Origin of the sequence: Ensifer sp. Root142 (assembly GCF_001426785.1) — a bacterium.
Taxonomy (GTDB): Bacteria; Pseudomonadota; Alphaproteobacteria; order Rhizobiales; family Rhizobiaceae; genus Ensifer; species Ensifer canadensis.
The window spans coordinates 55,078-74,532 of the sequence record NZ_LMFK01000049.1; the positions used below are offsets into that span (position 1 = coordinate 55,078).

The following is a 19,455-nucleotide window of genomic DNA, read 5'->3' on the forward strand; positions in this document are numbered from 1 at the left end:
CGGGCCGGTCGATACAAGAAAGTGAAGACCGTGCGTTATGCAATCTACTTCGCGCCGCCGGCAGACGACCGGCTGTCGCAGACGGCGGCCCGTTGGCTCGGCCGTGATGCCTTTACCGGCGAGACCAATGAACTTTCAGCGTTAGGCAGCCTTGATGCCGCCACGCGACATGCACTGACTGCCGACCCGCGACGCTACGGCTTTCACGGCACTCTCAAGGCCCCCTTCACACTTGCCGAAGACCGCAGCGAAGCCGAGCTGGTCGCAGCCTTCGAAACGTTTGCCGACAACCTTGAACCCTTCGAGATCCCTCAACTCACGCTCCTTCAGCTTGGCCCGTTCTTCGCGCTGGTTTCCGCGACCCACTGCGAGGCGTTGCAGGAATTCGCGGCGCAGGCCGTGCAAACCTTCGAGCCGTTTCGGGCGCCGTTGTCGGACGTGGACATGGCGCGACGCAACCCGGACAAGCTTCCGGAGCGGCAGAGGGAATACTTGAGAAAGTGGGGATACCCCTATGTTTTCGAAGAATTTCAGTTTCACCTGACGCTGACCGGGCCGGTACCCGGCGAGACAGCGAAACCAATGCGGACCGTGCTTGAGAGCACCTTTGCTGATCACATCGGCAAGCCGCTTCACGTCACGTCAGTTGCGCTCTTCGTCGAGCCGCACCGTGGCGCACCGTTCCTGGTCCATTCCCTGCTGCCGCTCCGCGGCGCGACACAACGAAAGATCGCATGAGATGAGCAAAGAACAAGTCCTGACCAATGCCCGCATCGTTCTGGAGGACAGTATCCTCGACGGCTCGGTGCTGATCCGCGACGGCAAGATCGCCGATATCTCTCATGGCACGACCAACACTGGTGAAGACTTCGAAGGCGACTACCTTCTGCCTGGCCTCATCGAGCTGCACACCGACCACCTTGAGGCACATTACTCGCCGCGGCCCGGCGTTCGCTGGTTGAAGATCGCCGCGATCCAGGCACACGACGCACAGGTCGTCACGTCTGGCATCACCACCGTATTCGACTGCCTGCGCCTTGGTTCGGACGAAGACGGCGGTTTCCAGAAGGGCGAAATGCGCAGCATGGCGGACGCGCTGGCCCAGGCCAAGCAGGAAGGCCGCCTGCGCGCCGACCATCTGATCCACCTGCGCTGCGAGGTTTCGACATCGGACGTGCTCGATCACTACGAGGACTTCCAGAACGATCCGCAGGTCAAGCTCGTCTCGCTGATGGACCACGCGCCGGGGCAGCGCCAGTTCCAGACGATGGACCAGTACACGCTCTACTACAAATCCAAGCGCGGCCTGTCGGACGCCGAATTCGGAAAATTCGTTGAACGTCAGCAGGCGCTTTCGGCGAAGTATGCCGGCCCGCACCGCGATGCGCTCGCCAAGGCCTGTGCTGAGCGCGGCATTACCATCGCCAGCCACGACGACGCCACGATCGCCCATGTCGACGAATCTATCAGCTACGGCATCAAGCTCGCCGAGTTCCCGACCAGCTTCGAAGCGGCGGAAGCCTCCCATCGCGCCGGTCTTAGTGTGCTGATGGGCGCGCCCAACATCGTGCGCGGCAAGTCGCATTCGGGCAATATCGCCGCCCGTGACCTTGCCGACCGCGGCGTGCTCGACGTGCTTTCGTCCGATTATGTGCCCTTCAGCCTGATCCACGCGCCGTTCGTGCTCGCCGATGAGCTTGAAGCCATCGACCTGCCGAAGGCGATCGCCATGGTCAGCACCACCCCTGCCCGCACCGTCGGCCTCGACGATCGTGGCCGGATTGCCGTCGGCTTGCGCGCCGACATCGCGCGTGTCCACAGGCAGGAAGGTATTCCAGTGGTGCGTTCGGTCTGGCGCGAAGGTCGGCGTGTCGCATGAGCCAGCTCGAACTTAGGCGTGGCGCGCTTGTCGTCGTCGTCGGCCCGAGCGGGGCCGGCAAGGATAGCGTCATGGGCTTTGCCGCCCGACACTTCTGCGACTGCTCCGATGTCCACTTCGTTCGCCGCGTGATCACGCGGCCGTCGGACGCCGGAGGCGAGGTGCATGAAAGCGTTTCAGTCGCCGAATTCGTCGACATGGAGCAGGCAGGCGCCTTCGCTGTGTCCTGGGACGCGCACGGCCTGAAATACGGCATTCCCGAAGACGTTCGCCGCAATGTCGAACACGGCACCACGGCAATCGTCAACGGCAGCCGAAGCGCCCTGCCGGCGTTCCGCGCCGCCTTCGGCAACATCGCCGTCGCGGTCATCACGGCCGAGCCCGCCGCGCTCGCCAAGCGTCTTGCCGAGCGCGGACGCGAAAGCGAAGAGGACGTGTTGCGCCGGCTCTCGCGACAGGTGCCCGACGTCACATCGGGACCGGATGTCACGATCATCGACAACAGCGGTCGCCTTGAGAGTGCCGGGCGTCACTTCGTCGACCTCGTCGAGCGATTGCGCATGAGTGCCGCCCATCCGGCCTAAGTGTCGCGTTTTCCCAGGCGCCGTTTTTTAAGACCCTGGAGCAACCGCTCCGGGGTCTTTTGCATTTGAATGCCATCGCCCGGCGGCAATTCAGTGCGCCGTCTCCTTCCCTTTTCCTTCAGCAAGTCAATTTTCCTCTTGTCGAGACGATTATTATGTATATACATTATATCCAACGAGAGGGGATCGGCTGATGAGTCAATTTTCGACCAACGCAAACGCGTCCGGCATCTGGCGCAATCTTCGCCTTGCGACGTTGCGACCCGATCAAGACGGCCTCGGCGTGGTGGAAAAGGGCGCAGTGGCTGTCGTCGACGGACACATTGCCTTTGCCGGCGCCGAGAGCGACCTTCCCGCCGATCTATCCCGCACACTTGAAGCAACGAATTGCAACGGCCGGGTGATGACGCCCGCCTTCATCGATTGCCATACGCACCTCGTCCACGGCGGCAACCGCGCTCGCGAGTTCCAGATGCGGCTCGAAGGTGCGTCCTATGAGGAAATCGCCCGCGCCGGTGGCGGTATCGTCTCCTCGGTCAAGGCAACCAATGCACTCTCAGTCGACGCGCTCGTGGAAAGCGCTCTGCCACGGCTCGACACGCTCATTGCCGAAGGTGTTTCGACGGTCGAGATCAAGTCCGGCTACGGCCTGAATATCGACGCCGAACTCAACATGCTGCGCGCCGCGCGCAAGCTTGGCGACAAACGTCCGGTCCGCATCGTCACCAGCTATCTCGCAGCGCATGCGACCCCAGCCGACTACAAGGGGCGCAACGACGACTACATTTCCGAGGTGGTGCTTCCGGGTCTTGATGTCGCCCACGCCGAGGGCCTGGTCGATGCCGTCGATGGCTTCTGCGAAGGCATCGCCTTTTCGACCGCAGAGATCGCCCGCGTCTTCGGTCGCGCCAAGGCGCTGGGCCTGCCGGTCAAACTGCATGCCGAACAGCTTTCCAACCTCGGTGGCGCCAAGCTTGCCGCCTCCTACGGTGCGTTGTCCGCCGACCATCTCGAATATCTCGACGCTGATGGAGCGCAGGCAATCGCCAAATCGGGCACGGTAGCCGTGCTGTTGCCCGGCGCGTTTTACGCGCTGCGCGAAAAGCAGCTTCCGCCGGTGGACGCGCTGCGCGCTGCCGGAGCGCACATCGCCATCGCAACGGATTGCAATCCCGGCACCTCGCCGCTGACTTCGCTGCTACTGACCATGAACATGTCGGCGACGTTCTTCCGGTTGACGATTGCCGAATGCCTCGCCGGCGTTACCCGCGAGGCGGCACGTGCGCTCGGGCTTCTCGCCGAAACCGGCACGATCGAAGTCGGCAAGTCTGCCGACCTCGCACTCTGGAACATCGAAGATCCGGCCGAGCTCGTCTACCGCATCGGCTTCAATCCACTTCATCTGCGCATCTTTAAGGGCGAAAGGACCGGTCTATGACCATCATTCTGCATCCAGGCTCGGTTCCGCTTGAGTATCTCGAGACCATCTATTGGAGCGGCGAACCTGCCCGCCTGCATCCGTCGTTCGACGCAGGAATCGAGAAGGCGGCCAAGCGCATCGCCGAGATCGTCGCCGGCAATGCGCCTGTCTATGGCATCAACACCGGCTTCGGCAAACTGGCTTCGATCAAGATCGACAGCGCTGACGTCGCCACCCTGCAGCGCAACCTGATCCTGTCGCATTGCTGCGGCGTCGGCCAGCCGCTCGCCGAAAACATCGTCCGCCTGATCCTGTCGCTGAAGCTCGTTTCTCTCGGTCGCGGCGCCTCCGGCGTCAGGCTCGAACTGGTGCGGCTGATAGAGGCGATGCTCGACAAGGGCGTCATCCCGGTCATTCCGGAAAAGGGCTCGGTCGGTGCGTCCGGCGACCTGGCACCGCTTGCCCACATGGCAGCCGTCATGATGGGCCACGGCGAGGCATTCTTCGAAGGCGCCCGCATGTCCGGCGCACAGGCCCTTGCCAAGGCCGGGCTGACGCCGGTGGTGCTTGCCGCCAAGGAAGGCCTCGCGCTGATCAACGGCACTCAGACGTCGACCGCACTCGCGCTCGCCGGCCTCTTCCGCACCCACCGCGCCGCCCAGGCAGCGCTCATCACCGGCGCAATGTCGACCGATGCAGCGATGGGTTCGTCTGCGCCCTTCCATCCGGACATTCACACACTTCGCGGCCATCAGGGCCAGATCGACACCGCCGCCGCCCTTCGCGCGCTTCTCTCAGGTTCCGCCATTCGCGAAAGCCATATCGAGGGCGACGAGCGGGTGCAGGATCCCTATTGCATTCGCTGCCAGCCGCAGGTGGACGGCGCCTGCCTCGACCTGTTGCGCTCGGTCGCGCGCGTGCTCGAAATCGAAGCGAATGCCGTTACCGACAACCCGCTTGTCCTTTCCGACAATTCCGTCGTCTCCGGCGGCAACTTCCACGCAGAACCGGTAGCGTTTGCCGCCGACCAGATCGCGCTCGCGGTTTGCGAGATCGGCGCGATCTCCCAGCGGCGCATTGCCCTTCTTGTCGACCCGGCCTTGTCCTACGGACTGCCGGCCTTTCTCGCCAAGAAGCCTGGCCTCAACTCCGGCCTGATGATCGCCGAGGTGACGTCGGCGGCGTTGATGTCGGAAAACAAGCAACTTTCGCACCCGGCCTCGGTCGACTCCACGCCGACATCGGCCAATCAGGAAGACCATGTTTCAATGGCCTGCCATGGCGCCCGCCGGCTGCTGCAGATGACCGACAACCTGTTTTCGATCATCGGCATCGAGGCGCTGACCGCCGTGCAGGGCGTCGAATTCCGTGCGCCGTTGACAACGAGCCCCGAACTTCAAAAAGCCGCCGCAACCCTACGTGCAGTTTCGCCGACGATCGAAGAGGACCGCTATCTCGCCGACGATCTGCAGGCGGCCGGCGAGCTGATCGCATCCGGCACCCTGAATGCCGCGATTTCTGCCGGCATTCTGCCAAAACTGGAGGCTTGAGATGAGCGTCTTCGAAGTCCGCCAGGGCACCTCGCCCGTCATCCTCGGCTTTCCGCACACCGGCACGGATGTGCCGGCTGAAATATGGGACCGTCTCAACGATACCGGTCGCCTGCTCGCAGACACCGATTGGCACATTCACAAGCTCTATGAAGGCCTGTTGCCTGATGTTACCGTCGTGCGCGCCACCTTCCACCGCTACGTAATCGACGCCAACCGCGACCCGGAAAACGTCAGCCTTTATCCCGGGCAGAACACCACCGGGCTTATCCCGGAGACCGATTTCGACGGGTTGCCGATCTGGAAGGATGGCGAGGCCCCGACGGAGGCCGACACGGCATCGCGCCTGCGCCAATTCCATGCGCCTTATCACGCCGCATTTCTGGCCGAGATCGAGCGGGTCAAGGCCATCCACGGCATCGCCATCGTCTACGACTGCCATTCCATCCGCTCGCATATCCCGTTCCTGTTCGACGGCAAGCTGCCGGACCTGAACATCGGCACGGACATGGGCCGCACCTGCGCGCCTGCTATCGAGAAGGCCGCCGTCGATATCGCCGCTTCGGCCGATGGTTACACGAGCATTCTCAACGGCCGCTTCAAGGGCGGCTGGACGACCCGGCATTACGGGCGCCCGGAAACCGGCGTGCACGCCATCCAGATGGAACTGGCGCAATCGACCCATCTTGCCACCGAGGAGCCGCCTTTCGTGCTCGACGCCAGCAAGGCGGAACGCCTGCGCGCGCCCCTTCGGGCCATTCTTCAAAGCATCGAGAATACCGCATTCGACCTTAAAACGCTGACAGGGAGCGAGGCATGACCATGAACAATCCGCGCCACAATATTCGCGACGTGCGCGCCCCACAGGGCACCACGCTCAACGCCAAGAGCTGGATGACCGAAGCGCCGCTGCGCATGCTGATGAACAACCTCGACCCGAACGTGGCAGAAAACCCGCACGAGCTGGTCGTCTATGGCGGTATCGGCCGCGCCGCCCGCACCTGGGCCGACTTCGACAAGATCGTCGAAACCCTGAAGGACCTCAACGAAGACGAGACCCTGCTCGTCCAGTCCGGCAAGCCGGTCGGGGTCTTCCGCACCCACAAGGATGCGCCGCGCGTCCTGATCGCCAACTCCAACCTGGTGCCGCATTGGGCAACCTGGGACCACTTCAACGAGCTGGATAAAAAGGGTCTGGCGATGTACGGCCAGATGACGGCCGGCTCGTGGATCTACATCGGCACGCAGGGCATCGTTCAGGGCACCTACGAAACCTTCGTCGAGGCCGGCCGCCAGCATTACGGTGGCAGCCTCAAAGGCAAGTGGGTGCTGACAGGTGGTCTGGGCGGCATGGGCGGCGCACAGCCGCTGGCAGCCGTCATGGCCGGTGCATCCTGCCTCGCCGTCGAGTGCAACCCGGACTCGATCGACTTCCGCCTTCGCACCCGCTACGTCGATGAAAAGGCGGAAACGCTCGACGAGGCGATGGAGATGATCGCCCGCTGGACGAAAAACGGCGAAGCCAAGTCCGTCGGCCTGCTCGGCAACACCGCCGAAATCCTGCCGGAAATGGTTCGCCGCGGCATCCGCCCGGATATGGTCACCGACCAGACCTCCGCGCATGATCCGGTCAACGGCTACCTGCCCAAGGGCTGGACCATGGCCGAGTGGAAGGCCAAGCGCGAGAGCGACCCGAAGGCTGTCGAAAAGGCTGCGCGCGCCTCGATGCGTGAACATGTGGAAGCCATGATCGCCTTCCAGGACATGGGCATCCCGACCTTCGACTACGGCAACAACATCCGCCAGGTCGCCAAGGAAGAGGGCCTCGAAAACGCCTTCGCCTTCCCCGGCTTCGTGCCGGCCTATATTCGCCCGCTCTTTTGCCGCGGCATCGGCCCGTTCCGTTGGGCCGCACTCTCCGGCGATCCGGAAGACATCTACAAGACCGATGCCAAGGTCAAGGAACTGACCCCCGGCAACACCCACCTGCACAATTGGCTCGACATGGCGCGCGAGCGCATCTCGTTCCAGGGACTGCCAGCACGCATCTGCTGGGTCGGTCTCGGTGATCGCCATCGGCTCGGCCTCGCCTTCAACGAAATGGTCAGAAACGGCGAGCTCAAGGCTCCTGTTGTCATCGGCCGCGATCACCTCGACTCCGGCTCGGTCGCCTCGCCGAACCGCGAAACGGAAGCGATGAAGGACGGCTCGGACGCCGTCTCCGACTGGCCGCTGCTCAACGCCCTCTTGAACACTGCGTCCGGCGCCACCTGGGTGTCGCTGCACCATGGCGGCGGCGTCGGCATGGGCTTCTCGCAGCATTCGGGCGTCGTCATCTGCGCCGATGGCACTGATGATGCCGCCAAGCGACTTGAGCGTGTACTCTGGAACGACCCGGCCACCGGCGTCATGCGCCACGCCGATGCCGGCTACGACATCGCGCTCGACTGCGCCAAGGACAAGGGCCTGCGCCTGCCGGGCATCCTCGGCAACTGACGAAGATTAAGGGGCGCCGGTCTGGCGCCCCTACCCCTTGTTCTTACGGGGTGGTCGCTTTCCGATTGCCGCCTTCGAGCAAGAGCAGTAGCCCAAGGCCCGCCAATCCGCCAAGACCTCCAAGAAGTGCTGTTCCCGAATAGTCGCTGATGCGGGTGCCGAGTGCAAAGAGCGCCGCGCAAAGGCCGCCGCTCATGAAGATGTTGACCGAGATCAGCGAGCTTCCGAGCCCCGGCCGGTCGGCAATCAATTCCTGCAGGTAGGTGATGGGGATCGTGATCAGCGCGGCAGCGCCGAAGGCGCTGATCAGCGTCAGCGCATAGATGTGCCACGGCGCCGACGACAGTCCGAGCAGGACCATGTAGCCGATATAGATGACCGTCCCGAGCGCCAGTGCCTTCGCCGGCAGCAGGCTCACCTGGATGCGCGCCCAGACGAAGATGAAGACCACCTCGAGAAAAGCGACAACGCCGGCGATGATGCCGATATCCGTGACGCTACCACCGACGGCATTGGTCATGATCAGCGGCAGGACGGCCGCATTGATATGCAATGTCGAGGTGATCATTGCCACCGCGACCACGCGCGCGAAGATGCGCGGCGCAAGGATCTCGCCGAAGGATGTCCAATAGGAAAGGCGCTTGCCCAGGCCCGGATCGACGCCGCGCTCGTTCGGCAAGGAGAAGAAGACCAGAAGCAGGTTGGCCGAGCATCCGAGGCTGGCGAGCAGATAGGCGGGCAGCATGCTGTCGCCACCGGCAAGCGCAAAGCCCACCAGCCCGGGCACCAATACCCAGGCAAGCGAAATCGCCGCGCGCGCGCCGGTCGTCAGAGCGCCGGCGTCCTGCCCACTCATGCGCCGCGCGACGCTGCGCACATTGGCAAAGAGCAACGTGTAGACTGCGCCATAGATCGGCAGGAACAGAAGCACGCTGACGAGAAAGCTCGATTGATAGGGCAGGACATAGACAATGCCGTAGCCGACCACGCCGAACAGGATCGCGTTCGACATCAGCACGCGATAATTGCCGATCCGATCGGCAAGGATGCCGATGGAAACGCTGACGATGACGTTCACCGTCGCGGCGGCCAGAATCAGCAGTGAATAGAGCCCGTCACTCAGGCCCAGTTCGTTGATGCCGACCACGGATTGATAGGGTGAGGTTGCCGCCCCGGCGAAGCCGAAGAGAAAGATCGCCAGCATGCTGACCCGAATCGACGGGTTGCGCATGGCGCTGAAAAGCGAGGAAGTCATGATGATGCACGTCCACGAAGGAGGCGATTTCAAAAGGGGAGCTTGGCGCCGGCGGGTCGCACCGGCGGTTGCATTGCGGGAAGCTGCTTACACCGATTCCGACCAGCGCGCCGAGAGATTCGCCTTGGGCATAAAGTCGAATTCCTGATCGAAGGGAAATGCGGGACGAGAGCGGTGCAGGCTTGCCAGATGGGGGATGTCCTGGTTGACGACACCATCGGTCAACGCCATCAGGTTGGGGTTGGCAATCGGCGCGAGTTCCGGCGAGAGATAGCCTGACTTGACCACGAGCAACCGGACATTGCTCGGGTCGAGGCCGAGGCGGGTGAAGTCGGCGATATCGTGATAGGGTCGACGTCGCGCCGAAAGCACGACGTCGATCGCCCCAACGCGGACAACCGCCTGGCGCTCCTTTGCAGGACCAGGATCATCGAGCCGTACGACTTCCACCAGCATCTCCGCGACGGGACTTGCCGGATCGAGGCTGCCGCCGATCTTCAGCATCAGGTTTTCGCCGACGCCGGCAGCAAAGCAGGCTTCCACGGCAGGACGATCGGCGATACCGGCGATGAGTGCGCCGCGCCACCCCCGCGCAAGCAGGGCCTTCAACACATCCGCCCTATCGCCGACACCGCCGCCGGTCGGGTTGTCGCCGGAATCGGCAAGGATGATGGGGGTTGTCGTCGCCTTTTCGGCGACATCGAGCATGGCGTCGAGCGGGCCCGTCACAGGACCGAAACGGAAATTGCGACGTTCCGCCCAGTATGCCGCCGCAATGTCGACGGCTGCCTGCTCTGCCGCGGCCCGATCGGTCGCGGTAATCACGGCACAAGCCGTTGCACGCGGCTCGTCGGCCCAGACATAGCCGACCATCAGGTTGGCATCGAGCACACCCGGCCGCGCGTCGATGTCGGGCAGTTGCCGGTAGAGGCCCCTGGCCGGCTCGTCCTCGGTAGAGGTGCATTCCCCCGGCAGCAACACGGGGATCTTTGCCCACGCAACACCCGGGCGCGTCCCGCTGCGTAGCGCCTCAATGAGCATCGCCCAGGCGCGGATCATCGTTTCACGCGTGTCGATGTGCGGCGCGGTCCGATAGCCCGCGAAGATGTCGATCTGGTCGATGATACGCTGGCTGACATTGCCGTGCAGATCGTAGCTGGTGGCGATCGGGCAGTCCGGCCCGACGACAGATCTCGCGGCAGAGATCCAGTCCCCCTCAGCATCCTCCATGCCGTCGACCTTGATCGCCCCATGCATGGCGAGATAGAGCCCGTTGATCGGCAGGGCCTGTTGCAGCCGGTCGAGAAACTCCGCCTTGAAGGCGTCGTAGGTCGGTCGGGACACCGGCCCACCGGGCACGGCGCGCGCGTGCAGGAGCGGCAGATGCTCGATGCCTTCAGCGTCGAGAAAATCGAAATACTCCGCCTGGAGCAGATCCGCCCCGCGCAGCACCCGAAAATCCTCGACCGCCATCAGCACCGGCGAATAGGTGCTGCACTCCGTATGGATACCGCCGACGGCAATGCGCATGGAAGCTCCTGTCACAGTTTCGGGCTCAAGGGAGCGATCGCAGCAAAGCGCTGCCAGTCCTTGGCGGATTTCGGGGTCCATGCGGCTTCGGCGATGGCGCACAGCCTGGGGAAGACGAGCCGATTGAAGTAGCCGCGCGACAGGAAATGCTCCGACCAGATGCAGGCCTGAACGCCCTTCATGCGCGCTTTCAGCTCATCCGGAAATTCGCCTTCGGCCTCGTAGCCATAGGTATGGGCCGACGTTGCCGTCCCGGCCCAGCTGGCGCCCGGTTCCTGCCAGGCGTCGGCCTGCGCCATGTCGAGATAATAGGCCTGACCGGGCGTCATCACCACGTCATAGCCTTCCCGCGCAAGCTCGATGCCGACCTCCGGCCGCTCCCACGCCATCAGCAACGTGCCTTCGGTCTCGACGCCGCCGCCATGGGCGACCTCGTTCCACCCGGCAAGCTTGCGGCCGCGGACGGTCAGCATCTGCTTGACCTTCTTCAGGAAGAAGGATTGCAACGCAAAGGTGCCGGAAAGACCCTCTTTCTCCATCAGCTTCTTCGCCAGCGGCGAGGCAAGCCAGGAACCGTTGGCAACCTCGTCGCCGCCGATATGGATGTACTGACTCGGGAACAACTCGACCATTTCGTCGAGCACTTTCTCGAGGAAGTCATAGGTAAAGGCGATCGCCGGATTGAGCGCATTGTTCGGGTAGCCCTGAACGGAATGATAGCTTTCCGGCGCTTCTTGGCCATCGGTCAGGTCAGGCAGGGCGACAAGCGTGGCGGTGCTATGGCCGGGAATGTCGATCTCCGGAACGATCTCGACGTGAAGCGCCGTCGCCTGGGCCACCAGGGCTTTCACATCCTCTTGGCTGTAGAACCCGCCGGCGGGTTCCGCACCGTTGCCGAGTTGCGGCAACAACGGTTCGTCCGGCCCGCGCAGCACGCCGATCGTCGTTAACGTTGGAAACGCCTTGATTTCAAGCCGCCAGGCCTCGTCATCCGTCAGATGCCAGTGGAAGATGTTGAGCTTGAACCAGGCGAGAATATCGATGAGGCGGGAAATGTCCGATGTCGGGTAGAATTGCCTGGATACGTCGAGATGACAACCGCGCCAGCCGTAACGCGGCGCATCGGAGATCGTGCCCTGCGCCGGAAAACGGAATTTTTCCGGATGCGTGCGCGCGCCGTTCAGCAGCTGCGCCAAGGTCGTCAGCGCGTATTGCCGGCCGGCAGCACCACCATAGGCAAGGCGGATCTCCTTGGTCGAGAAGGCCAATTCGTAGGCCTCGGCAGCAAGCGTCGCATTCTTCGAGAAGACAATTGCCCGCCCTTGACTGGAGGCAACCAGGCTGAATGGCGCATGCCCCGCCGAAAACAGACGATGAAAAAGCCCAACCACGCTCGCGACCGCTGCCACGTCGTCGGGCGCCGTCATCGGCGCGGGGTAAAGCACGACGGGAAAGCTGTCGCCTGCCCAGGCGTCGATTTGCGCCGGCCATGGCTGCATCGAAAACGGCAGGTCGAGCTTGCCTTCGGGCAGTTGTGCTGGCGGAGGCTCGCTCATGGCATTTTCCAGGAGCAGATCGGAGACGGCGACCGGCACATGCTCGCCGCTCGAAAACGTCAGATAGGCTGACTTGGCACCATCAGTGCAGTGCTTCGCCTGTCGATGCAGGCCGCTCACCGTGAACGTCCAGCTTTCGCCGGGGCCAAGCGTCAGCCCGGCGGGTGGTGCGAATTCATGAAAATTGGCGTTGCGGCGCAGGAAAGTGGCGTTGTCGCAGGCCTCCGGCACGATTACGCGCGTGAGCGACGTGTACACCAGGCGGAAGCCCGTGAGCGGTGTGGCTGAGAAATTGAACAGCGTGAAGGTGAACCGGCCAAATGCGCCGCCGTCAGGCTGCCAGGACGCTTCGAGACGATAGGAAACGGGCGCCATGATTTTCCTCCCAGAAGTCTTTCGGTCAGTAGTAGCTAGATTGTGAGAAGGTTCGCGCCAGTTCAGCCTGGCCGGCGGTCAGACCGCAATCAACAGGCAGGCACACGCCCGAGATCGCAGCGGCGAGCGGCCCTGCGAGGAAATGTACGGCGTTGGCAACATCGTCAGGATTGACGATGCGCTGTAAGGGATACCAGCGGCGCGCTTCCTCAAAGACCTGCGGATTGGCGGCGGCACGCGCTTCCCATGCCTGCGTTCGCACGGTGCCCGGCGCAACGGCGTTGGAGCGAATGCCGAACTTGCCGTACTCCACGGCGATCAGGCGTGTCAGATGCAGCAGGCCGGCCTTAGCAACGCTGTAGGCGGGATGGCCGAAGACATTCATGCCGTTGACGGAGGCGATATTGATCACCGAGCCGCGGCTTTCCTTCAGCATGTCTTCCACCGCGCGAAAGCACAGGAAGGCAGCTTCAAGGTTCAGCGCATTGTCCATGCGCCAGATATCCGGCGTCGTATCATGCAGGCTGACGGCGCGTGCGGCGCCGGCATTGTTGACGAGCGTGCGCACCGTACCGTGCTCGCCGGCCGTCGCAGCCAATTTTCCGACGCTTGTCGCATCCGTCACATCGCACGGGACCGCAACGAAGCGCTTGCCGCCGCCGATCTCCAGCGCCGCTCTCTCGGCGGCACGGCTGTCGATGTCGGCAAGGAGGACGACATCATGATCCTCGCCAAGGCGCCTGGCGATTGCGCGGCCGATATCGCCGGCTGCACCGGTGACGATGGCGACGGACTGCGTCATGCGGAAACCTTTCGCGGCACGTCAGTCTCCCAGCAACTGGCGGTCATCACCGTCGCGGTGCGTCACCAGCTGCTGCTTGATGCGCCGAAGTGTGACCGTTGCCTGCGGCTGAACCCGGTAGGCAACGAGACTGGAGAGGATATCGAGCAGCGCCAGATAGGCGATGCGGGTGGAGGTCGGACGGTAGATGTTGTTGCCCTCGGGCAGGTCGACAGGAACCGTGATCGTCGCCGCGGCCGCGACCGGACTGTTGCTCTGGGTCAGGGCAATCGTCGGCACCTTGAGCTCGCGCGCCAGCGTGAAGGCGCGCACGAGTTCGGCGTTCCGGCCCGAGAAGGATGAGCCGATCAGAACGTCGCTTGGGCGAGCGGCGGCCGCCATCATCAGCTGCATGCTGTGGTCGGAACTGGCGGTAACACGCAGGCCGTAGCGAAAGAGCCGGTTCTGCAACTCGCTGGCTATCATCGAGGAATTGCCGCCCGAACCGAAGGCATAGATCATTTCGGCGGTTGCGATGCGCTCGACCGCCTGCTCGATCGCCGCGAGATCGAGCGAACGATGCAGGAGGAAAAGCGCGTTCTGCGCCTTGGTGATGATGTCCTGGGCGACGTCACCGGTCTCGCGGCTCTTCGGCTCCGGCTTCAGGTAGCGCATGCCGATATAGGCGGTGCGCGCCAATTGCACCTTGAAATCGGAGAAGCTGTCGCAACCGAGCCGCCGACAGAAGCGCGTGACCGTGGGAGGAGAGACATCGGCCTTGCCGGCCAGCTCGATGATCGATGCATTCACCGCGAACTCGAAGTCATTCAGAAGAATATCGGCGATGCGGTTCTCCGATTGCGAGAGCCGGCCCTTTTCTTCCTGAAGTGTCGCGAAAATATCCATCGGCTGCTGATGTCCTTAGGGTCTATCAGCCTTCCTTCGGCTTGTAGGCGATGCAGTCGATCTCGACCTTGCAATCAACCATCATCGCCGACTGGACGCAGGCCCTCGCCGGTGGATGCGCACCGAAATACTCCTGATAGATCTTGTTGAAAGTCCAGAAATCACGCGGATCGTCGAGCCAAACGCCGCAACGCACCACGTGCTCGGTACCGTATCCGGCCTCGTCCAGAATGGCCAGAAGATTGGCGATCGCCTTGTGCGTCTGAGGGATGATACCGCCCTCGATGATCTCGCCTTTTTCCATGGCGACCTGGCCGGAAACATGCAGCCAGCCGTCCGCTTCCACCGCGCGCGCAAAGGGTAATGGCTTACCGCCCGCACCGACTTGTTCAGTGCCATACCGTTTGATGGTCATGTGTGCCTTCGTGCAAATTATTTTCTTTGATCGTTGACAAGTGACCATAGAAAGCTGAATTTGACCAGAGAAAAACACCATTCATGAAAAGAATTTCAATCCAGGGCGAAAACATGCGGGATCCCTTCCTCAATCCGTTCCCCTCTTCCGACACCGCACGCCATAGCATCTGGGAGATGCTTGTTCCGCGCGATATCGACGCTTTTCTTTCGGCCGACTGGTCGATGGTGGCAGGTGACTTTGTCGAAGACGGCTTCATCGGCATCGATGGACGTCGCGAAACCAATCCCGACAATTGGCGCCTCACCTTTCCCTCGCTTTCGGCCTATCGCGATGAGTGGCTGCGCCAGGCGAAAGATTTCGCGGGCCTCTCCTTCGCGGAAGACACACGCACGGCGATCTTCACGACGACGACGCTTGAGGACATCGAGGTCAACGGCGACTTCGCGCTTGCGCGCAAGAAGTTCGACGGCGGGTTGAAGAAATCGGACGGCAGCTTCGACGTGATGAAATGGCAGACGGTCTATTATTGCCGCCTGCACGAGGGACGCTGGAAGATCTCCGGTTTCACCGGCTACCTGCCGAACCCGATGGGACCGGCCTAAAAAGCAAAAAGGCAACGGCATTGCGGATCTTCACAGCAGCGCTCGCAACGGAAACCAATACCTTCTCGCCCATCTGCATAGATCGCCGCGCCTTCGAGGCGTCGCTCTACGCGCCGCCGGGCGAGCATCCTGAGACGCCGACGCTCTGTACGGCGCCGATCACGGTCGGCCGCCGCATTGCCGCGGAAAAAGGCTGGACGCTGATCGAAGGCACCGCCACCTGGGCGGATCCCGCCGGCCTCGTCAACCGCCAGACCTATGAGAGCCTGCGCGATGAAATCCTCGACCAGTTGCGCGCCGCGCTTCCGGTCAATGCCGTCGTCATGGGACTGCACGGCGCGATGGTCGCTGCCGGCTACGAGGACACCGAGGGCGATCTTCTTTCTCGCATTCGCGAGATCGTTGGCCCTGATGTTCTCGTCTGCGCCGAGTTGGACCCGCACAGCCACTTGACCCAGAAGCGCGTTTCGGCGTCAGACTTCTTCGTCTACTTCAAGGAGTTCCCGCACACCGACTTCGTCGATCGTGCCGAGGATCTCTGGCGGATCGCCATCGACACGCTGGAAGGTCGCGTGACGCCTGTGATGTCAGTGTTCGACTGCCGCATGATCGACGTCTACCCAACTTCGCGCGAGCCAATGCGCTCCTTCGTCGACAAGCTGATGCGTATCGAAGCGGAGGACGCCGATGTCCTGTCGCTTTCGATGGTGCACGGCTTCATGGCGGGCGATGTTCCGGAAATGGGCACGAAGGTGCTCGCCGTGACCAACGGCAAACCGGAGAAAGGCGAGGCGCTCGCACGGGAACTCGGGCTCGAACTCTTTTCGAAACGCGGAACCTTCATCATGCCGCAGATCGACGAGAAGCAAGCTGTCGCCGAGGCGAAGGCTGCGACCGAAGGCCCGGTCGTCATCGCCGATGTCTGGGACAACCCGGGCGGCGGAACCGCGGGCGACGCGACGGTGCTGCTCGAGGAACTGCTGGCACAGGGTGTCACCAATGCCGCCGTCGGAACGATCTGGGATCCGATGGCCGTGCAGATCTGCATGGCCGCCGGCGAAGGCGCCGAAATCCCGTTGCGCTTCGGCGCCAAGTCGGCTCCGGGAACCGGCAATCCTGTCGATGGCATCGTCAAGGTGGTCAAGCTGGTCCGCGACGCCGAGATGCGGTTCGGCGAGAGTTTTGCCCCCTTCGGCGATGCAGCCCTCATTTCCTATCGCGGCATCGATATCATCCTGAATTCGACGCGGGCGCAAAGCTTCGATCCGAGCCTCTTCTCGGTGATGGGCCTCGACCCGCAGTCAAAGAGCATTCTGGTCATCAAATCGACCAACCACTTCTACGCTTCGTTCTCCAAGATCGCCGCGCAGATCCTATATTGCTCGGCCGGCACCCCCTACCCGAACAACCCCGCCAAGACCGCCTATCTGCGCGCACCCAGGAATATCTGGCCGAAGGTCGCCGATCCGCATGGTCTCGAAAAGGGAGCGGCGTGAACCAAGGCAGTTTATGCGGCGGCCGCGATCGAGGCGGATAGTCAGCAGATCGGCCTTCTGATCTGGCCTATTCTCATCACCAATAACGAAAACGGCCGCTGTCCTGGTCATGGACAGCGGCCGTTCTTGTCTTAGTCTAGCTACGCTCCGCTCAGGCCGCCGCCGGGTCGAGCAAGCCCATGTCGATATCGGTGAGTTCGACACGCCGCTCGAGCGCGATGCCCGCCTCGTCGAACAGATGGCAGTCGGCGGCACGTATGCCGGTCAACACCTGTTCCTCCGGGCGGATTGCCACCGTGCCCGGCAGCATCGCGCAATAGTTCTCCCCTTCACCGCTGATGGCGGCATAGGCAACGGTATGGGCGCCCAGGCGCTCGATCACCGTTGGCGTGACTGTCAGCGACAGGTCTCCGGCGCCGAGCAAAATGTGCTCGGGCCGGACGCCCAGCGTCAATGTCCGCCCAACCAGGCCATCGTGCGGCCTGACCGGGACGACAACCGTCTTCCCCTTGTAATCGACCTCTACGCCGGCATCGCTGACGCCTTTGCAGGTGACCGGCAGGAAGTTCATCTTCGGGTTGCCGATGAAACCGGCGACGAAAATGTTGGCTGGCTTATGGTAGAGCTCGAGCGGTGCGCCTGTCTGGGCGATTTCACCGGCATTGAGCACGACGATCCGGTCCGCCATCGTCATCGCTTCGACCTGGTCGTGCGTGACGTAGATCATCGTGGCCCGCAATTGCCGATGCAGCTTCGCCAATTCAATGCGCATGTCGGCGCGCAGCGCCGCATCGAGGTTAGAGAGCGGCTCGTCGAACAGAAAGATCTTCGGTTCGCGCACGATCGCCCGGCCGATGGCCACCCGTTGGCGCTGGCCGCCGGAGAGCATTCCCGGTTTTTGCTGTAGCCGCTGGTCCAGATGGAGAATGCGCGCTGCATGCTCCACCTTGGCCTTCAGTTTCTCTTCCGGCATGTTTTCCACGCGAAGCGGAAAGGCAATGTTCTCGAAGACAGACATGTGCGGGTAGAGCGCATAGGATTGGAACACCATCGCGATCCCGCGCTTGACCGGCGGCAGGTCGTTGACGCGTTTGCCATCGATCACGATGTCCCCCGAGCTGGTCTCATCGAGACCGGCTATCATCCTGAGCAATGTCGACTTGCCGCAGCCGGAGGGTCCGACGAAAACGACGAACTCACCGTTCCTGACTTCGAGCTGGATACCTTTCAGCACCTCGAATGTCCCGTAGAATTTCTGAACCGTATTGAGATTGAGCTGTCCCAAGAAACTGTCTCCGGCCACCGGCGAGAAGCGGCACGTTCGTAAGCGGATTGGCCTGGGCCGCGGACCAAAGATCCGCGGCCCGGTGATTTTACTTGTACTCTTCGAGGTCGGCGGCCGCCTTCTTCAAGGCGTCGGCCGGTTCGGCCTTGCCGGTCACCACCGACTGGACCATTGCGATGATGACGTTCTGGAAGCCCTTGTAGTCGGTAAAGAGCGGCTCCGGACCACCGAACGCGATGCCGTCGATGAACGGCTGCCAATAGGGGTCCTTCTTGACGAATTCGTCAACCATCGGCGACGGACGCAACGGCGTCAGGCCGGCCGCGCCTTGCAACTCATACTCACCTTGCGGACCGGGCGAGGTGATGAATTTGGCGAATTCGGTCGCCTTCTCTTCGACACCGGAGCCCTTGAAGATCGCCAGGCTGTCGGTAATCAGCAGCGTCCCCTCGCCCTTGGCCGATGGGCCGAGCGGCAGCGGCGCAACGCCCCAGTTGACCTTGGTGTCCTTCAGGCGCACGGCGGCACCAGACCCGCCCTGGATCATGCCGACCTTGCCGTCGAGGAAGATCGCGCGAACCTCGTTCTGTTCGTAGGCGGTCGCCCCTTCGACGGAATAGGGAGTGATGTCCTTGTAGGCCTGGAGCGCGGCGAGAACCTCCGGGCTGTCGATGACGATCTTGTCGCCATCGATCACCTTGCCGTTGTTGGTGTACACCCAGTGCATGAACTGGTGCATCGTGTTGTCGAAGGTCTTGGCCGGAAGGCCGTAACCGGCGATACCCGTCTTTTCCTTGATCGCCTTGGCGAACTCGATCTCTTCGGCCCAGGTCTTCGGCGGCTTCTCAGGATCAAGGCCGGCCTGCTTGAACAGGTCCTTGTTCCAATAGAGCGCCTTGGTCGAGAACGCGATCGGAACGCCCCACTGGTTGTCGTCGAAGGTCACCGTGTCGACGATGTTGGGGTAATAGCTCTTCTTTTCCTCGTCCGTCATCGGCACGGGAACGATGAGATCGTTCTGGGCGAACTCCTTCAGCGTGCGCGAGCCGACATAGGCCATGGCGACCGGCGTGCCGGCAGCGGCAAGCGTCGTTGCCTTATCCTGGCACTGGGCCCAGCCGACAACTTCCGGCGTGACTTTCCAGCCTGGATTCTTTTCTTCCCACTGCTTGATGTATTTGGCGTGAACCGCATCCATGGTGTCGCCGCAGTAGATCCAGCTGATCTCCTGGTCGGCCGCCTGGGCGGTGACTGCGCCAAGCGCGGTCGAACCGAGCAGGGCGAGCGCGAGTACCCCTGTCTTGAATTGAATTGACACGTTG

17 protein-coding genes are annotated in these 19,455 nt (G+C 62.5%); 9 read left to right on the forward strand and 8 right to left on the reverse strand.

Features of this window, described 5'->3' with window-relative positions; all coding sequences use genetic code 11:
- Positions 1-30 precede the first annotated feature (30 nt).
- The 7 genes from ASD52_RS35225 to hutU all read left to right on the forward strand — a co-directional run bounded on the left by ASD52_RS35225 (position 31) and on the right by hutU (position 7,929).
- The gene (locus ASD52_RS35225; RefSeq protein ID WP_057226627.1) at positions 31-738 is read left to right on the forward strand and encodes a DUF1045 domain-containing protein; all 708 of its coding nucleotides are present in this window, start codon (positions 31-33) and stop codon (positions 736-738) included.
- A gap of 1 nt (position 739) precedes the next feature.
- Complete coding sequence (locus tag ASD52_RS35230; protein WP_025428669.1) at positions 740-1,879, forward strand: alpha-D-ribose 1-methylphosphonate 5-triphosphate diphosphatase; 1,140 nt, start codon at positions 740-742, stop codon at positions 1,877-1,879.
- Positions 1,876-2,463: a phosphonate metabolism protein/1,5-bisphosphokinase (PRPP-forming) PhnN gene (gene phnN / locus ASD52_RS35235; protein ID WP_057211228.1), complete on the forward strand. Its 588-nt coding sequence runs from the start codon at positions 1,876-1,878 to the stop codon at positions 2,461-2,463. Before ASD52_RS35230 ends, phnN begins: the two co-directional genes overlap by 4 nt.
- A gap of 193 nt (positions 2,464-2,656) precedes the next feature.
- Entirely contained in the window at positions 2,657-3,901 is a 1,245-nt protein-coding gene (hutI, locus tag ASD52_RS35240; protein WP_057226629.1) for an imidazolonepropionase, read from the forward strand.
- A complete protein-coding gene (gene hutH / locus ASD52_RS35245; protein WP_057226631.1) occupies positions 3,898-5,433 on the forward strand; it encodes a histidine ammonia-lyase in 1,536 nt (511 codons plus the stop codon). Before hutI ends, hutH begins: the two co-directional genes overlap by 4 nt.
- Before the next feature lies 1 nt (position 5,434).
- Positions 5,435-6,253 (forward strand): N-formylglutamate deformylase, encoded by an 819-nt coding sequence (gene hutG, locus ASD52_RS35250; protein ID WP_057218078.1) that lies wholly within the window; start codon positions 5,435-5,437, stop codon positions 6,251-6,253.
- Between the two features lie 2 nt (positions 6,254-6,255).
- Positions 6,256-7,929 carry a urocanate hydratase gene (gene hutU, locus ASD52_RS35255; RefSeq protein ID WP_057218298.1) on the forward strand — a complete coding sequence of 558 codons (1,674 nt, stop codon included), beginning with the start codon at positions 6,256-6,258 and terminating at the stop codon, positions 7,927-7,929.
- A 43-nt stretch (positions 7,930-7,972) separates the two neighbouring features.
- On the opposite strand, the gene ASD52_RS35260 is transcribed toward hutU, so the two are convergent.
- The 6 genes from ASD52_RS35260 to ASD52_RS35285 all read right to left on the reverse strand — a co-directional run bounded on the left by ASD52_RS35260 (position 7,973) and on the right by ASD52_RS35285 (position 14,747).
- On the reverse strand, positions 7,973-9,184 hold the full coding sequence (locus tag ASD52_RS35260; protein WP_057218079.1) for an MFS transporter: 1,212 nt from the start codon (positions 9,182-9,184) through the stop codon (positions 7,973-7,975).
- An 87-nt stretch (positions 9,185-9,271) separates the two neighbouring features.
- Positions 9,272-10,714 carry a M81 family metallopeptidase gene (locus tag ASD52_RS35265; RefSeq protein ID WP_057218081.1) on the reverse strand — a complete coding sequence of 481 codons (1,443 nt, stop codon included), beginning with the start codon at positions 10,712-10,714 and terminating at the stop codon, positions 9,272-9,274.
- A gap of 11 nt (positions 10,715-10,725) precedes the next feature.
- Positions 10,726-12,645, reverse strand: a complete 1,920-nt coding sequence (locus ASD52_RS35270) for a beta-N-acetylhexosaminidase (protein WP_057226633.1) — start codon at positions 12,643-12,645, stop codon at positions 10,726-10,728.
- Between the two features lie 25 nt (positions 12,646-12,670).
- Complete coding sequence (locus ASD52_RS35275; protein ID WP_057226635.1) at positions 12,671-13,447, reverse strand: SDR family oxidoreductase; 777 nt, start codon at positions 13,445-13,447, stop codon at positions 12,671-12,673.
- A gap of 21 nt (positions 13,448-13,468) precedes the next feature.
- Entirely contained in the window at positions 13,469-14,332 is an 864-nt protein-coding gene (locus tag ASD52_RS35280; protein ID WP_025428659.1) for a MurR/RpiR family transcriptional regulator, read from the reverse strand.
- A 25-nt stretch (positions 14,333-14,357) separates the two neighbouring features.
- Positions 14,358-14,747, reverse strand: a complete 390-nt coding sequence (locus ASD52_RS35285; protein WP_025428658.1) for a RidA family protein — start codon at positions 14,745-14,747, stop codon at positions 14,358-14,360.
- Between the two features lie 113 nt (positions 14,748-14,860).
- On the opposite strand from ASD52_RS35285, the gene ASD52_RS35290 reads away from it, so the two are divergent.
- Both ASD52_RS35290 and ASD52_RS35295 read left to right on the forward strand, forming a co-directional pair.
- Positions 14,861-15,352: a hypothetical protein gene (locus tag ASD52_RS35290; RefSeq protein WP_025428657.1), complete on the forward strand. Its 492-nt coding sequence runs from the start codon at positions 14,861-14,863 to the stop codon at positions 15,350-15,352.
- 20 nt (positions 15,353-15,372) lie between these two features.
- Positions 15,373-16,848, forward strand: coding sequence for a M81 family metallopeptidase (locus ASD52_RS35295; protein ID WP_057220673.1), 1,476 nt, complete (start codon positions 15,373-15,375; stop codon positions 16,846-16,848).
- 151 nt (positions 16,849-16,999) lie between these two features.
- Here ASD52_RS35295 and ugpC read toward each other — a convergent pair whose 3' ends face one another.
- Both ugpC and ASD52_RS35305 read right to left on the reverse strand, forming a co-directional pair.
- Positions 17,000-18,133 carry a sn-glycerol-3-phosphate ABC transporter ATP-binding protein UgpC gene (gene ugpC / locus ASD52_RS35300; RefSeq protein WP_025428655.1) on the reverse strand — a complete coding sequence of 378 codons (1,134 nt, stop codon included), beginning with the start codon at positions 18,131-18,133 and terminating at the stop codon, positions 17,000-17,002.
- Between the two features lie 88 nt (positions 18,134-18,221).
- Positions 18,222-19,451, reverse strand: coding sequence for an ABC transporter substrate-binding protein (locus ASD52_RS35305; protein WP_025428654.1), 1,230 nt, complete (start codon positions 19,449-19,451; stop codon positions 18,222-18,224).
- Between the last annotated feature and the right edge of the window lie 4 nt (positions 19,452-19,455).